The organism is Paenibacillus pedocola (assembly GCF_031599675.1).
Lineage (GTDB): Bacteria > Bacillota > Bacilli > Paenibacillales > Paenibacillaceae > Paenibacillus_AQ > Paenibacillus_AQ pedocola.
Genome location: NZ_CP134223.1, coordinates 5089708 through 5103871, shown reverse-complemented (window position 1 = coordinate 5103871; position 14164 = coordinate 5089708). Strand labels below are relative to the sequence as shown.

Annotated in this window: 12 protein-coding genes and 1 riboswitch; of the genes, 9 read left to right on the top strand and 3 right to left on the bottom strand. The window is 55.1% G+C overall.

From position 1 onward, the window contains the following. Positions 1 to 24: 24 nt before the first annotated feature. From hpt to QU597_RS22585, 3 genes are read right to left on the bottom strand one after another with little or no spacing between them, the layout of a single operon-like run. Positions 25 to 558 (bottom strand): hypoxanthine phosphoribosyltransferase, encoded by a 534-nt coding sequence (gene hpt, locus QU597_RS22595; RefSeq protein ID WP_206101700.1) that lies wholly within the window; start codon positions 556 to 558, stop codon positions 25 to 27. A 32-nt stretch (positions 559 to 590) separates the two neighbouring features. Continuing rightward, positions 591 to 2102, bottom strand: coding sequence for an IMP dehydrogenase (locus QU597_RS22590; RefSeq protein ID WP_310829907.1), 1512 nt, complete (start codon positions 2100 to 2102; stop codon positions 591 to 593). Positions 2103 to 2162: 60 nt separating this feature from the next. Continuing rightward, positions 2163 to 2723, bottom strand: coding sequence for a phosphoribosyltransferase (locus QU597_RS22585; protein WP_310829906.1), 561 nt, complete (start codon positions 2721 to 2723; stop codon positions 2163 to 2165). 122 nt (positions 2724 to 2845) lie between these two features. Continuing rightward, positions 2846 to 2948: riboswitch (purine riboswitch) on the bottom strand. 244 nt (positions 2949 to 3192) lie between these two features. On the opposite strand from QU597_RS22585, the gene QU597_RS22580 reads away from it, so the two are divergent. From QU597_RS22580 to QU597_RS22540, 9 genes are all read left to right on the top strand, one after another. Continuing rightward, complete coding sequence (locus QU597_RS22580; protein ID WP_310829905.1) at positions 3193 to 4032, top strand: protein phosphatase 2C domain-containing protein; 840 nt, start codon at positions 3193 to 3195, stop codon at positions 4030 to 4032. Positions 4033 to 4268: 236 nt separating this feature from the next. Further along, positions 4269 to 5660, top strand: a complete 1392-nt coding sequence (hemA, locus tag QU597_RS22575) for a glutamyl-tRNA reductase (RefSeq protein WP_310829904.1) — start codon at positions 4269 to 4271, stop codon at positions 5658 to 5660. Between the two features lie 5 nt (positions 5661 to 5665). Beyond that, on the top strand, positions 5666 to 6493 hold the full coding sequence (ccsA, locus tag QU597_RS22570) for a cytochrome c biogenesis protein CcsA (protein WP_310833388.1): 828 nt from the start codon (positions 5666 to 5668) through the stop codon (positions 6491 to 6493). A gap of 5 nt (positions 6494 to 6498) precedes the next feature. Next, positions 6499 to 7146 (top strand): precorrin-2 dehydrogenase/sirohydrochlorin ferrochelatase family protein, encoded by a 648-nt coding sequence (locus tag QU597_RS22565; protein ID WP_310829903.1) that lies wholly within the window; start codon positions 6499 to 6501, stop codon positions 7144 to 7146. Between the two features lie 560 nt (positions 7147 to 7706). After that, positions 7707 to 8690, top strand: a complete 984-nt coding sequence (hemC, locus tag QU597_RS22560; RefSeq protein ID WP_310829902.1) for a hydroxymethylbilane synthase — start codon at positions 7707 to 7709, stop codon at positions 8688 to 8690. A gap of 5 nt (positions 8691 to 8695) precedes the next feature. Further along, entirely contained in the window at positions 8696 to 10243 is a 1548-nt protein-coding gene (cobA, locus tag QU597_RS22555) for a uroporphyrinogen-III C-methyltransferase (RefSeq protein WP_310829901.1), read from the top strand. A gap of 489 nt (positions 10244 to 10732) precedes the next feature. After that, positions 10733 to 11731 (top strand): porphobilinogen synthase, encoded by a 999-nt coding sequence (hemB, locus tag QU597_RS22550; protein ID WP_206101691.1) that lies wholly within the window; start codon positions 10733 to 10735, stop codon positions 11729 to 11731. Between the two features lie 30 nt (positions 11732 to 11761). Beyond that, positions 11762 to 13063 carry a glutamate-1-semialdehyde 2,1-aminomutase gene (hemL, locus tag QU597_RS22545; RefSeq protein ID WP_206101690.1) on the top strand — a complete coding sequence of 434 codons (1302 nt, stop codon included), beginning with the start codon at positions 11762 to 11764 and terminating at the stop codon, positions 13061 to 13063. A 71-nt stretch (positions 13064 to 13134) separates the two neighbouring features. Beyond that, positions 13135 to 14004, top strand: a complete 870-nt coding sequence (locus QU597_RS22540; protein ID WP_310833387.1) for an RluA family pseudouridine synthase — start codon at positions 13135 to 13137, stop codon at positions 14002 to 14004. Positions 14005 to 14164 lie beyond the last annotated feature (160 nt).

Here is a 14164-nt window from a genome sequence, read left to right as displayed (position 1 = left end):
CCGTTGTTTTAGCGGTACCTGGTGCTACTGCTGTTCCTCAGTCTCCACAATCCATACCTCCGGCAGGTTGCGGTACTGTTCGGCATAGTCGAGGCCGTAGCCGACGACGAATTCATCGGGGATCTCGATGCCGCAGTAGTCGATGGGAATATCGGCCAGACGGCGGGAGGGCTTGCTGAGGATGGTGCAGATAGACACGCTTGCCGCTTCGCGGAGGGCGAACAGCTGCCCCAGATGCTGCAGGGTGAGCCCGGTGTCGATCAGATCCTCGACGAGCAGCACATGCTTGCCGCGGATATCAGTGTTAATATCCTGCTTGATCGTTATTACGCCTGATGTGGTAGAGCTGCTGCCGTAGCTGGAGACGGACATATAATCAATGGCCACGGGGAAGGTGATTTCCCGCATCAGGTCGGCCATGAATACGGCGGCGCCTTTCAGGATGCCAATGAGCACGAGCTCTTTTCCTTCATAATCGCGTGAGATGGCTGCGCCCAGCTCCTTGACCCGGCTCTCAAGCTGGGCTTTGCTAACCAGTACCTTGCGAAGTTCCTTCATTACCACTGCTCCTTGTGAATCATAATCAATGCTCAGGATGTTCGATCCTTCTCCTTAAGCATAACATCATGTGCCCCGCCTTCGTAGATGGTAGTCGAGGAGACGAGGGTAATTTTGGCATGCTCCTGCAGCTGGGGAATGGTCAGCGCGCCGCAGTTGCACATAGTGGATTTGATTTTGCTGATGCTGAGGTCCAGGTTGTCTTTGAGTCTGCCGGCATAAGGGATGAAGGAATCCACACCCTCTTCGAATTCAAGCTTGCTCTCTTTGTCGGCGTTGCCGAAGTCGTATCTTTGCCAGTTCCGGGCCCGGCTGGAGCCTTCGCCCCAATATTCTTTGACGAAGTTCCCGCCTACGAGCAGCTTACGGCCCGGGCTCTCGTCGAATCTGGCAAAATACCGGCCCAGCATGACGAAGTCAGCGCCCATAGCCAGGGCCAGCACGATATGGTAGTCATGGACGATGCCGCCGTCAGAGCAGATCGGGACATAAATGCCTGTTTGTTCATAATATTCCTGGCGGGCTGCCGCCACCTCAATGACGGAGGAGGCCTGGCCGCGGCCGATGCCTTTCTGCTCACGGGTAATGCAGATCGAGCCGCCGCCGATGCCGACCTTGATGAAGTCCGCTCCGGCTTCTACCAGGTAGAGGAACCCTTCTTTGTCGACGACATTGCCGGCTCCCACCTTCACCGACTCCCCGAAGGTTTCCTTAATATAATGGATCGTCTCCGCCTGCCATTCGGAATAACCGTCGGAGGAATCGATGCAGAGCACATCCGCTCCCGCTTCGACCAGCGCTGGTACCCGTTCCTTGTAATCCCGGGAGTTAATGCCCGCGCCTACGATTAGCTGCTTGTTACTGTCATGCAGCTCCAGCGGATATTCCTGGTGGCTGTCATAGTCCTTGCGGAAGACCAGATGCACCAGATGTCCGCTGCTGTTCACAATCGGCAGGCAGTTCAGCTTATGGTCCCAGATCATATCATTGGCTTCAGTTAGCGTGATCCCCTCTTCGGCGTAGATCAGGGCGGACAGTGGTGTCATGAATTCAGTAATCGGGCATTCCTGCGGCAGCCGGTTCTCACGGTAGTCGCGGCTGGTGACGATGCCCATGAGCTTGCCGGTTGGCTCCCCGTTATCCGTGATGGCGATGGTGGAATGACCGCTGCGGCTTTTAAGTGCCAGCACATCCTTCAGTGTATCCTCCGGACGCAGGTTAGAGTCGCTCAGGACAAAGCCGGCTTTGAACTTCTTGACCCTGCGGACCATCTCCACCTGCTGCTCCACGGATTGGGAGCCATAGATGAAGGAGATTCCGCCGCTTTTGGCCAGGGCTATGGCCATATTATGGTCGGAAACCGCCTGCATCACCGCAGAGGTAACCGGCAGATTCATTGTCAGCGCCGGAGTCTCGCCGCGCCGGAATTTGGTCACAGGGGTTCTGAGATCTACATTCCCGGGAATGCATTCTTTGGTCGTCAGGTTCGGAACGAGCAGGAACTCGCTGAACGTTCTGGACGGCTGATCATAATAGTAAGCCATGGTTGTTCACTCCTTAAAAGTTTTGTCGGCCTCTGCAATCATTGTCTTGTATCCGCCCGCTTACACCTTGGACAGCACCCGCACCGGGATTCCATAGTCTGTTTCCAGCTGTTTATAGTGCTCACCTTTGGCCAGAATACCCTGCACCCCGACGAGCTCTACCCCCATATCCGCCATTTGCTGGGCGATGCAGCGGATCGTTGCGCCTGAGCTGATCACATCATCAAGAATAAGTACCCGATCTCCGGCCGTAAAACCGTCAAAATAAATATAGTTCTCGTTATAAGCCGTCTCCCGCTTAATGCAAACCTCGTAATTCTCGTACAACTCGGTGCTGAGGCGTAGAATATTCATCGGCTTCATCAGCTTGTAGGCTGCCAGCATGCCCCAGGTGTGACCGCCCGGCTCGGGCGAAACGATATAATCAAAAGCGGGGAACTGCTCTGTAATGCTGCTGGCCAGATTATCGGTAATTTCACTAATCAGCTCGGGATCGATATACGTGCCACGTTCGCCAAAAGGATACAGCTTGAAATCATAGGCGGTATCTTTATTTTTATAAATCCTCACATTTTTGGCCTTGCTGATGGATTCGCTGAGTCTTGCAAGAAATGCGCTCATCGCCTTCACTCCTTTTGTCTGGATATACAAAACCCCAGAATACAAGAGACACCTGCAGAACAAAAGGTCACCAGAGAAGAGCGGGCACATCAAAGTCGGCGGCTGCTCGGCCTGGGATTCTTCTGTCTTGCGGTATCTCTTGTAGCCTGGGGCAATTTACGGTTGCCTGTAGAAACGCTCAAACCAAATTAATGAGCTTATACAAGAGGTATGTGATTGTGGGCTTCATGTAAGGAATCATAACCTTGATCATTTTGTTATATGCTATCACCCGCAATAAAGTGTGTCAATCCTAGAATTTGTGTTATGAAACATAACATAAAATAGACGCATGTATTAATTTGTCGCGAAAGAAGGGGAATTGAGGTATTTTAGTGAAATAGTTCAATCAATCGGTACATTTCGCGTGAACCAGCAGAAGTAATTGCTTTTTTAGGACTGGATTCCTGATACAGAAAGGTTGAGAGCTATGGACAGCATGAGCCAGTGGAAAATGGAGACCTATTCATTACAAGGAGACGGCGAGTGGAATGAGGATGCGCTGGTGGTCAATGAGCCGGCGTATATCTACGGAGTGGTCGATGGGGCGACTTCACTTTCACCTTACCGTAATCAGGAGGGATTTACCGGGGGATATTTGGCTGCCCGGCTTGCTGCCGAATATTTTTCAGCGATCGAACAGCGGCCGTTAGAGCTTGCAGCTATTGAAGCCAACGAGCGTTTGCGGGAGGCGATGGTAGCGGAAGGTGTGGATATTACGGATTCTTCTTCACTTTGGTCTGCTGCTTACGTCATTATCAAAGTACATGCGTATTCCATAGAATATATACAGTCCGGAGACTGCATGCTGCTGTGCAGGTACAGGGATGGTTCGGTGAGAGTGCTCACCCATACCCAGGTAGCTCATATTGATCAGAGGACGCTGAACCGGATGGCAGAGCTGCGTGCAGGAGGGGTAACAGATCCGGTGGAGCTCCGGAGGCTGCTTACTCCAATGCTTCAGGATAACCGTAGAAAGGCTAACACGCTGGAAGGATACGGAGTGATGAACGGCAGTCCGGAGTTCCCGCTTTTCCTGGAGAAAGGGACGTTCAACCGGGCGAATGTGGAGAGCCTCTATTTAATTAGTGATGGTCTGTTTACAGGTGCCGGGGGCTGGGAGGGTCTTATTGCCGATATCGATCGCAAAGGGCTTCAGCAATGTGCAAATGACATTTATGCTGCTGAACAGGAAGATGCAATGCTGCAGAAAGTTCCCCGCCTGAAAATATCGGATGACAAAACAGGTCTGGTGCTGCGCTTTATCTGATTCATAAATAATGAAAAAATAACCCATCATAAACCATAGCGCTTTTATGGTTTTTTATTTATAATTATTATTATCTGGATGTCATAAATAGTTCAAAGGTTATACAAAAAGTCACATTTTGATGTGATATACTTAACACACGTGATTTGGGGACTTGTGAAAGACGACCCAATTAATCCGATCAAATTGTAACAGTGCCTGCACCACTGAATAGAGACTAGGATGGTGAACAAGCGATGCATATTGTCGTCGTTGGCCTGAATTACCGTACGGCTCCCGTTGAGGTGAGAGAGCAGTTCGCTTTTGCCGAAAGGGACTTGCCCGGAGCGCTTCATCAGCTGATGAAGACCAAAAGCGTGCTGGAAGGGGTCATCGTGGCCACCTGCAACCGGACGGAAATTTATGTGGTCGTAGACCGGCTTCATATGTGCGGATATTTCATCCGCAGCTTCATGGAGCAGTGGTTTCATGTGAAAAGTGAACAATTTACGCAGCATATGTATATATATGAAGATGAGCAGGCGATTGCCCATCTGTTCCGTGTGACCTGTGGTCTGGATTCAATGGTAATTGGTGAGACGCAGATTCTGGGACAGGTGCGCAATTCTTTTTTGACTGCACAGAGTGAGGGTGTGACCGGTACCTGGTTCAACCAGCTGTTCAAACAGGCGGTGACTCTTGGCAAACGGGCGCACAGCGAGACCTCCATTGGAGAGAGTGCCGTTTCGGTCAGCTATGCGGCTGTCGAGCTGGGCAAGCGTATCTTTGGCATGTTTACCGGCAAAAGAGTGCTGATCCTCGGCGCAGGCAAAATGAGCGAGCTTACGGTGAAGCATCTGTACAGCAGCGGCGCGGCTGAGGTTATTGTCGCCAACCGTACCCTGGCACGGGCAGTGGAGCTGGCGGAGAAGTTCTCCGGCAAGCCAAGTACCATTGATGAAGCCCTGAAGCATCTTGATGATGTAGATATTATTATCAGCTCCACGGGAGCGGATGGCTATATACTGACTGCTGATCAGGTGGCCGCCGGTATGAAGCGCCGCCCTTCGCGGCCGCTGTTCATGATAGACATTGCCGTTCCGCGTGATATTGATCCGGCGGCCTCGAGCGTCCCGGATGTCTTCCTCTATGATATTGATGATCTGGAGGGCATCGTGGAGAGTAATCTTGAGATGCGCCGCAGCGAAGCCGCGAAGATCGAAGTCATGATCGCAGGCGAGATGGACGAATTCCAGGTGTGGCTGAAGACACTTGGGGTCAGACCTGTGATCCGTGCGCTGCAGGACAAATCGAACGGAATTTATGAAGAGACGATGGACAGCCTGTTCAATAAGCTGCCTGAGCTGGATGAGCATCAGCGCAAGGTAATCCGCCGTCTGACGAAGAGCATCGTGAACCAGATGATGCATGACCCGATTAACGTCATTAAGGAATTGTCCGGCGGCAGTCAGGGGAATGAAGCTCTGGAGTATTTCACGCAAATCTTCGCCCTGCAGGAGCAGCTTGAAGCCGGCCCAGGCGGAAGCAGTAATGCTCCGGTGCAGCAGAATGACAAAGAACGTGCATCTACCCCTGATTTCAATGTGCCTAAGACCGTCTTTGCTCCGGCAGGCCTGCTGGGCGGGTGAGTAGCATGCAACTGCTGAACGGAATATATGATACTGCTCTGCTGCTATATGCCCTGAGCCTGCTGTTTATTTTCTCGGATTGCCTTCGGCGTAATCCGGGCGGAAAGCGGATAGGCACAGGGCTTCTTGCCGTTGTGGGTATTTTGCAATCCGGCGGGCTTGCCGTGCGCTTTTCCCAGGAAAGGGGCCTGCCGATTTTTACTCCCTATGACTTCCTGTTCTGGTTTTCCTTCAGTATCGTTGTGACATCGCTGGCCGTTGCGTATACGCGCGGCGGTGAATTCACCATTCTGCTGCTCAGCGGAGCCGGCTTCAGTGTGTTTTTGCTGAACCGGGTATGGCTGACGGCGGCAGATCATAGCCTAGAAAGCTGGAGTGCGGTGCACGGCTGGCTGGCGATGCATATTATTTTGGCCAATCTGAGCTTTGGCGCACTGACACTGGGGACCGTATTTGCGATAATGTACCTGTTCCTGCACACGAAGCTCAAAAATAAAAAGTGGGATGACCGTATCCGCCGCCTGCCGAGTCTCGAAACGATGGACAAATATTCGTATTCCGCAATCCTTGCCGGAGTGCCGCTGCTGATCGTCTCCCTGCTGCTGGCTGCTACGTCGATTATCGCTGAGGGGCGGACGCCGCTGTTTCAGGATTCCAAGGTGCTGACGACACTGCTCGGGCTGGGGGTATATGTTATTTATATTGTCCTTAAACGGTCCGGACGGAGAAGCGGCACCATTATGGCCCGCTGGGCCATATCGGGCTACGCCTTCATTATCCTCAACTTCCTGCTGAATTCGTTGTCTGAATTTCATGGCTGGGGCGGGAGGTGAGCGGGATGAGCTATTATATGCCGGTTATGCTGGATCTCAGGGGACAGAAGGTAATTGTTATCGGCGGTGGAGCCGTAGCGGAGCGCAGAGTGCTGGCGCTCCTTGATGCTGAGGCGGCGGTCGTTGTTGTCAGCCCCTCGCTGAGTGCGGCGCTTAGCGCGCTTGTTGAGGCCGGCGGGCTGAACTGGTTGAACCGCAGCTATGCACCCGGTGATCTCCGGGGGGCTTTTTTGGTATATGCCGCGAGTAGTGATGATGCGGTGAATGAGCAAGTGGCTGCGGAGGCGCGTTCGCTTGGACTTCCGGTGAATGTGGCCAGCCGGGCTGAGGCGGGGAATTTCATCACACCCGGTGTTCTGCGCCGGGGAAGACTGACTGTAGCCGTCTCAACTTCAGGCGCAGGGCCGTCTGCTGCCGCCAGGATTACGGAGCAGCTGAGCGAGGTACTGGGTGAGGAATACGAACCGTACCTGGATTTTTTGCATCAGCTGCGCACCGAGATCAAGCGGCGCGAGCCCTCGGCTGAGGTGCGGGGGCGGCTTCTGCGCAGGCTTAGCCGGCTGGACGTGTTGAATGAGATGCGGCAGGGCACCTTTATAGAATGGACTCCGCAGGATGTGGAGGCGTGGATCGCCGGGAACCGGGGCGATTAGTGCCGGGAGGCAGCCGGGGGGTACTAATGCCGGGTAGTGGCCATGGCGGAACCGGTTTTATGACCCGGCTTAACGGATTTTAAGGAAATTGTTGTAGAGATCATCTGCAGCTCAAGCTAAGTGGAATTACTCCACCTAATTCTCAATTTAAACTTGAAATCAGAGTGCTAGTGGGAATAACTCCACTTAAATGTATCGAAATTGAGCCCAGATGGATGTGTGGACCGAATTAGGTGGAGGTTTTCCAACTAATCATCGTAAATATCGGAATATGATGGGATTAGATGGAGCAAATCCAATTAATTATTGGATAATACTTTTTTGAAACAAACTATGCCATGCAGCCCTCTAGTTTGCGGCATATACACCATTATTTATCCCTATGATTACTGTGGGAGGTAACTCCACACCGGACAGCTCCAGGCAGATAGTGTGGATAGTTAGAAGCAGCTGCTCATAGCAGGTAGACGGATGAACGGCAGGCTTGCCCCGGATTAGATAAGAGTACAATGATTGGGAGAGCAGTAAGACAGAGCGATGTTACCGGGAGGAATGAAAGAATGCGTAAAATTATTGTAGGCAGCAGACAAAGTGCTCTGGCGCTGACCCAGACAGGGCATGTCATTGAGGATCTTACACGGCTAAGTGCGGAGCATGGCTTCGATTTCACCTTTGAGGTGCACAAAATCGTGACCAAGGGCGACCGTATTCTGGATGTGACCTTATCCAAAGTAGGCGGCAAGGGACTGTTCGTGAAGGAAATTGAGCAGGCGATGCTGGCCCGTGAAATCGATATGGCAGTACATAGTATGAAGGATATGCCTTCCGAATTGCCGGAGGGCTTAATGAATGGCGCTGTTCCGAAGCGGGTGGATCCGAGGGACTGTCTGATTGCTTCCGGGGGATCGAGCCTGGAGGAACTGCCGCAGGGCGCGCGTGTGGGCACAAGCAGTCTGCGCCGCTCCAGCCAGCTGGCTGCCCTGCGGCCGGATCTTGTGATTGAGCCGGTGCGCGGTAATATCGACTCACGGCTTAAGAAGCTGGAGAGCGGCGAATATGACGCTATTCTGCTGGCTGCCGCCGGACTGACGCGGATGGGCTGGCAGGACCGGGTAAGCGCCTATCTGCCGCCTGAGGTGTGCCTGCCCGCGGTAGGCCAAGGTGCGCTCGGCATTGAGTGCCGCGAGGATGATACGGAGCTGCGGAAGCTGCTTGCACTCTACAATGATGAGCAGACGGCGCTTACGGTTGCGGCAGAACGGACCTTCCTGGGCGCGCTGAACGGCGGCTGCCAGGTACCGATCGGCGCTTACGCGGTGCTCGGTGCAGGCGGAGCTGCGGCTCTAGAAGCTGGGGGAACAGAGCGGACAGCTGAAACTAAGGGGCAAGTGATTACACTGACCGGTATGGTCGGAACACCGGATGGCTCGGTAATCCTTAAGGAAACCTGCAGCGGCGAAGACCCGGTGCAGCTGGGCGAAGAGGTAGCCCGCAAGCTGATTGCCAGGGGTGCGGAGAAGATTTTGGCGGATGTAAGGGGATGATAGAGATGACGGGGAAAGTATATCTGGTAGGTGCGGGTCCGGGAGATGCGAAGCTGATCACTGTAAAGGGCTTGGAGTGTATTCAAAAGGCGGATGTGCTGGTCTATGACCGGCTCGCAAGCCCGAGGCTGCTGAAACATATGAAACCCGGCGGTCAAAAAATCTACGTTGGCAAATTGCCTGACCGCCATACCATGAAGCAGGAGGAGATCAATCAGCTGCTGGTTGATTTGGCGCTCGAGGGGAAAACGGTAGTGCGGCTTAAGGGCGGAGACCCGACGATTTTTGGCCGGGTGGGTGAAGAAGCGGAGCTGCTGCGGCGGCACGGCATCTACTATGAGATCGTGCCTGGCATCACGTCGGCGATCAGCGTGCCGGCGTATGCCGGCATTCCGGTGACACACCGGGATTACGCCTCCTCCCTGTCGATTATCACCGGTCATGAGAGCCCGGATAAGCTGGATCGTTCCATTCATTGGGATAAAGTCACGAATGCCACGGGAACACTGGTATTCCTGATGGGCGTAGCCAAGATCGGCTACATCAGTGCCCAGCTGATCAAGCACGGGCGTCCGCCGGAGACGCCGGTGGCGCTGGTCCGCTGGGGCACGCGCGCCGATCAGGAGACGCTTGTGGGCACGCTCGCCGACATAGAGGACAAGGTCAAGGCGGCTGATTTCCAGCCGCCGGCGGTGATCGTCGTCGGCGACGTGGTGCTGCAGCGTAAGCAGCTGCAGTGGGTAGAGGCGCTGCCGTTGTTCGGCAAGCGCATCGTCGTGACCCGCGCCCGCAGCCAGGCCAGCGAGCTGGTGGACCGCATTGAGGAACTCGGCGGGGAACCCTACGAGTTCCCGGTCATTGAGACGGTCATGCCGGAAGGTGCAGAGAAGAAAGCCGCCATTGCTTCCGCGCTGGGCGCGCTGGATGCTTATGATTGGGTTTTCTTCACGAGCGCGAACGGCGTGGAGTTCTTTTGGCGCCACCTGGCGGAGCTCAAGGTGGACATCCGCGGCCTGCACCGCGCGAAGATCGGCGCGGTGGGGCCGGCCACAGCCGCGGCGCTGGCGGAGCGCGGGCTGATGGCCGAGGAGCTGCCCGCCCGCTTCCAGGCGGAAGGGCTGCTCGAAGCCTTTGGCCCGCGGCTTGAGCCGGGGCAGAAGGTGCTGCTGCCGCGCGGCGATCTGGCGCGTGAGTGGCTGCCGGACAAGCTGAGGGAGCTGGGGCTTGAAGTGACCGAAGTGGACACCTACGAGACGGTGGTGACCGGCGAGGATGATATCGAGCTGATCAGGCTGCTGGAGGAGAAGCGGATTCATGCGATTACCTTCACCAGCTCTTCGACAGTGCGTAATTTCATCAGCATCCTGGAGCGCATGGGGCTGGAAGATCCGCTTCAGCTGCTGGCAGGGGTCACAATCGCCTGCATCGGTCCGGTGACGGAAGAAACCGCAGTCGAAGCGGGCCTCACCCCGGGGCTGCTTCCGGAAGAGGCGACGATTGAAGGGCTGGTGCAGGAGCTGTGCCGCTGGAATGAGTCGACGAGACTACGATAGAGACAGGTCATCTGGTTGCTGTGATCCGGGAGCAACCGGTTCTGTGTCTGGTGTTTGTGTTTGCTTTTGTGCGAAGTAACTTTGAGCTCTTATGAGCTAACTGCATTCTGTACAGTTAACAATGCCATATTTGTGCTTCCTGCCAAGTAACTGTATTCTGTGCAGTTATATTTGCTCAATTGGGATTAAAATAGCTTCATCCGTAAAAATAACTGTATGAAATACAGCTAGACTGGTTACTCAAAGGCAAATCGGCGATTTAACTGTACAAAGTGCAGTTGCGGTTAGTTGGAGAGGTGCAGGTTTACGAACAGGATTACTGTTTACGGAAGCAGAGTGATAATGCGTCTGAGCTTATATGCACAGAATCATGTGCAGTGTGATGAACAAAGCAACAGATGAATGCTGCTGCAACTGGCGGGTAAGCATTAACAGCGCTGATTGCTTTCGGATTGTGTTTACATATCTACTATACAGGAGGACATACCAATGAGTTTTCCAATTACCCGGCACCGCCGTCTGCGCGGTACTGCCGGAATCCGCGGAATGGTGCGGGAGACGGTGCTGAATACGCTGGACTTTATCCAGCCGATTTTTGTGACTTATGGAACAGGAGTGAAGAGTGAGATCGGCTCGATGCCGGGCGTATATCATTTTTCACTGGATATGCTGAAGGCCGAGGTGGACGAGATTGCAGCACTTGGCATTCCGGCTGTCCTGCTGTTCGGAATTCCTGAAACCAAGGATGCCATCGGTACTTCCGGCTTCGCGGATGACGGGATTGTGCAGGAAGCGACGCGGCTGATTAAGCAGTGGTATCCTGAGCTGCTGGTCGTTGCGGATACGTGCCTGTGCGAATTTACGGATCACGGCCACTGCGGGATGGTCCATACACATGTGGTGGATGGTGTCGTGCATGGCGATGTGATCAACGATGCTTCGCTGGAGCTGCTAACCCGGACTGCGGTATCGCAGGCTAAGGCAGGCGCGGATATTATCGCCCCTTCGAACATGATGGACGGGTTCGTGCAGGCGATCCGTACCGGGTTGGATGAGAACGGATTCGAGCATGTGCCGATTATGTCCTATTCGGTGAAATACGCTTCTGCTTTCTACGGCCCGTTCCGTGAGGCGGCTGATTCCGCACCGCAGTTCGGTAACCGCAAAACCTATCAGATGGACCCGGCCAACCTGCGGGAAGCCATTCGCGAAGCGGATTCCGATGTGCTGGAAGGGGCAGATATGCTGATGGTCAAACCGGCGCTGGCTTATCTGGATGTGATCCGGACCATCCGCGACCAGTTCGATCTGCCGCTGGTGGCTTATAATGTGAGCGGTGAATACTCTATGGTCAAAGCAGCGGCGCTGCAAGGCTGGATTGATGAGCAGGCGGTTGTACTAGAAATGCTAACCGGCATGAAGCGCGCAGGCGCGGATATTATCATCACTTATTTTGCGAAGGATGCCGCCCGCTGGCTGCGCGGTTAAATTAAGAGAACAGAACAGGAGTGATTAAGCATGGGCAATGTGCCATTGTCGCGCCGGGAAGAGGCTTCCAGGGCGGCTTTTGAAGAAGCAAAGCAGTATATTCCCGGCGGGGTGAACAGTCCGGTGCGGGCGTTCAAATCCGTGGGTCTGACACCGGTGTACGTGGATCACGGGATCGGCTCGCGCATCTATGATATCGACGGCAACAGCTTTATCGACTATGTCTGTTCCTGGGGGCCGCTCATTATGGGGCATGCCCATCCTGAGGTAGTCCAAGCGCTGCAGGAGACTGCGGTAAAAGGGACAAGCTTCGGGGCGCCTACCCTGCTGGAGACGGAAATGGCTAAAACTGTAGTGGAGCGCGTACCCTCTGTCGACATCGTGCGGATGGTTAACTCCGGTACGGAAGCTACGATGAGTGCCATTCGCCTGGCCCGGGGCTATACCGGACGTAGCAAAATCCTCAAGTTCGAAGGCTCCTACCATGGACATGCTGACAGCTTGCTGATCAAAGCCGGTTCGGGTGTGGCTACGCTGGGTCTGCCCGACAGTCCGGGAGTGCCGGAAGGCGTTGCGGTGAATACAATCACTGTGCCATATAACGATCTGGAAGGTGCCAAAATCGCGTTTGAACGCTACGGCAATGAGATCGCTGCTGTGATTGTCGAGCCGATTGCCGGAAATATGGGCGTTGTGCCGCCGCAGCCGGGCTTCCTCGAAGGCTTGCGCAAGGTGACGACGGGGTACGGGGCCTTGCTGATATTTGATGAGGTGATGACCGGCTTCCGGGTGAACCGGGGCTGTGCGCAGGGGTTGTTCGGGATTGATCCTGACCTGACCTGCTTCGGCAAAGTAATCGGCGGCGGTCTTCCGGTTGGTGCGTATGGCGGCCGGAGAGAAATTATGGAGCAGATCGCGCCTTCCGGTCCGATCTATCAGGCGGGAACGCTCAGCGGCAATCCGCTGGCAATGGCTGCCGGTTACAGCACGCTGAAGCTGCTGACACCGGAGGTGTACGGCCGGCTGGAAACGCTCGGTGCGCGCTTGGAAGCAGGACTGAAGCGCAACAGCGAAGAGACCGGCGTTCCGCTGACGGTCAACCGTGTAGGTTCGATGGTCTGTCCGTTCTTTACCGAAGGGCCGGTTTACAACTTCGAAACGGCGAAGACAAGCGACCTGAACAGATTCCGTACCTACTTCGGCAAAATGCTCGATCAGGGCATCAGCGTTCCGCCGTCGCAGTTTGAAGGCATGTTCGTCTCTGGTGTGCACACCGAGCAGGATATTGACGATACGATCGAGGCCCATTACCAGGCCTTGAAATCGCTGTGACGGCTGGCGGAGAGGGCGCCAGCTTCAAGGGCGGCGGCGCCTGGACCCGGCGGGGGGAATGGCTGGAAGCCATGCCCGGCCGGGCTGTCACCGGAGCTGCCGACAAGGAAGCAGCCATAGATCTGTGGCTGCTGGAGACCGCCGGGATGCCGCTGAAGCTGCACACGCGGCTGCGCCGCGAGGGCGGCATCCAGTGGCGGGGCGACCGGCTGCGGCTGGCGCTCTTCCCGTACCGGGAAGCAGGGATCGAGCCGATATGGCAGGAAGCCGGCGTGCTGTATGAGGACGACTTCTGCCTTGTCGTCCATAAGCCAGCGGGCATGGCCGTGCACCCGGACGGCAGCGGAACGGAAGCTACGCTGGATCATCTGGTGGCCGGACATTATGCATCTTCCGGCGGAGGTGTGGCAGTACGCCATATTCACCGCCTGGACAAGGATACAACGGGACCTGTGCTGTACGCGAAGAATGAATATGCCCAGCTTGCACTCGACGAGGATATGCGCGGCAAGAATATTTCGCGCCTGTACGCGGCTATCGCCGAAGGCATTGTGCCGCCCGCGCTTACCGTTATCGACGAGCCGATCGGCCGTGACCGCCATCATGCGTCACGCCGGCGGGTCTCGCCCGGCGGCCAGCCGGCGGTAACGCGGATCATCGGGCGTGAGGTACTGCGCGGCGGCACCTCGCTGAAGGTCGAGCTTGAGACCGGACGTACGCATCAGATCCGCGTCCATCTCAGCCATGTCGGCCATCCGCTCATTGGTGATGAGCTCTACGGCGGACCGCGCTGGGGTCTTGCAGAACGCGGCCGCCAGGCGCTGCACGGTGAGTCTCTGGCTTTCCGCCATCCCTGGAGCAAAGAGCAGATCCTGGTGGCCGATCCCTGGCCGGAGGACATGCTGCGGCTGCGGGAGTCGCTCGGAGGTCCTCAGCTCTAAGCAACCTATGGCGTCGCATATCTCGGATTCAGTAAACATATTCTATCTTCGGCATTATAGACAGTTAAGGCCGGGGGAAACGCCTGTAATCTGGCGTTTCCCCCGGCCTTTATGTTTGCAGAGAATACAATCAAAATCAACTGTGCACAATTCAACAGGA

Coding starts and splice junctions, on each gene's coding strand:
- QU597_RS22540 (WP_310833387.1), top strand. CDS start 13,135: ATGCCCGGCCGGGCTGTCACCGGAGCTGCCGACAAGGAAGCAGCCATA.
- cobA (WP_310829901.1), top strand. CDS start 8,696: ATGACGGGGAAAGTATATCTGGTAGGTGCGGGTCCGGGAGATGCGAAG.
- hemA (WP_310829904.1), top strand. CDS start 4,269: ATGCATATTGTCGTCGTTGGCCTGAATTACCGTACGGCTCCCGTTGAG.
- QU597_RS22580 (WP_310829905.1), top strand. CDS start 3,193: ATGGACAGCATGAGCCAGTGGAAAATGGAGACCTATTCATTACAAGGA.
- ccsA (WP_310833388.1), top strand. CDS start 5,666: ATGCAACTGCTGAACGGAATATATGATACTGCTCTGCTGCTATATGCC.
- hemL (WP_206101690.1), top strand. CDS start 11,762: ATGGGCAATGTGCCATTGTCGCGCCGGGAAGAGGCTTCCAGGGCGGCT.
- QU597_RS22590 (WP_310829907.1), bottom strand. CDS start 2,102: ATGGCTTACTATTATGATCAGCCGTCCAGAACGTTCAGCGAGTTCCTG.
- hemC (WP_310829902.1), top strand. CDS start 7,707: ATGCGTAAAATTATTGTAGGCAGCAGACAAAGTGCTCTGGCGCTGACC.
- hemB (WP_206101691.1), top strand. CDS start 10,733: ATGAGTTTTCCAATTACCCGGCACCGCCGTCTGCGCGGTACTGCCGGA.
- hpt (WP_206101700.1), bottom strand. CDS start 558: ATGAAGGAACTTCGCAAGGTACTGGTTAGCAAAGCCCAGCTTGAGAGC.
- QU597_RS22565 (WP_310829903.1), top strand. CDS start 6,499: ATGAGCTATTATATGCCGGTTATGCTGGATCTCAGGGGACAGAAGGTA.
- QU597_RS22585 (WP_310829906.1), bottom strand. CDS start 2,723: ATGAGCGCATTTCTTGCAAGACTCAGCGAATCCATCAGCAAGGCCAAA.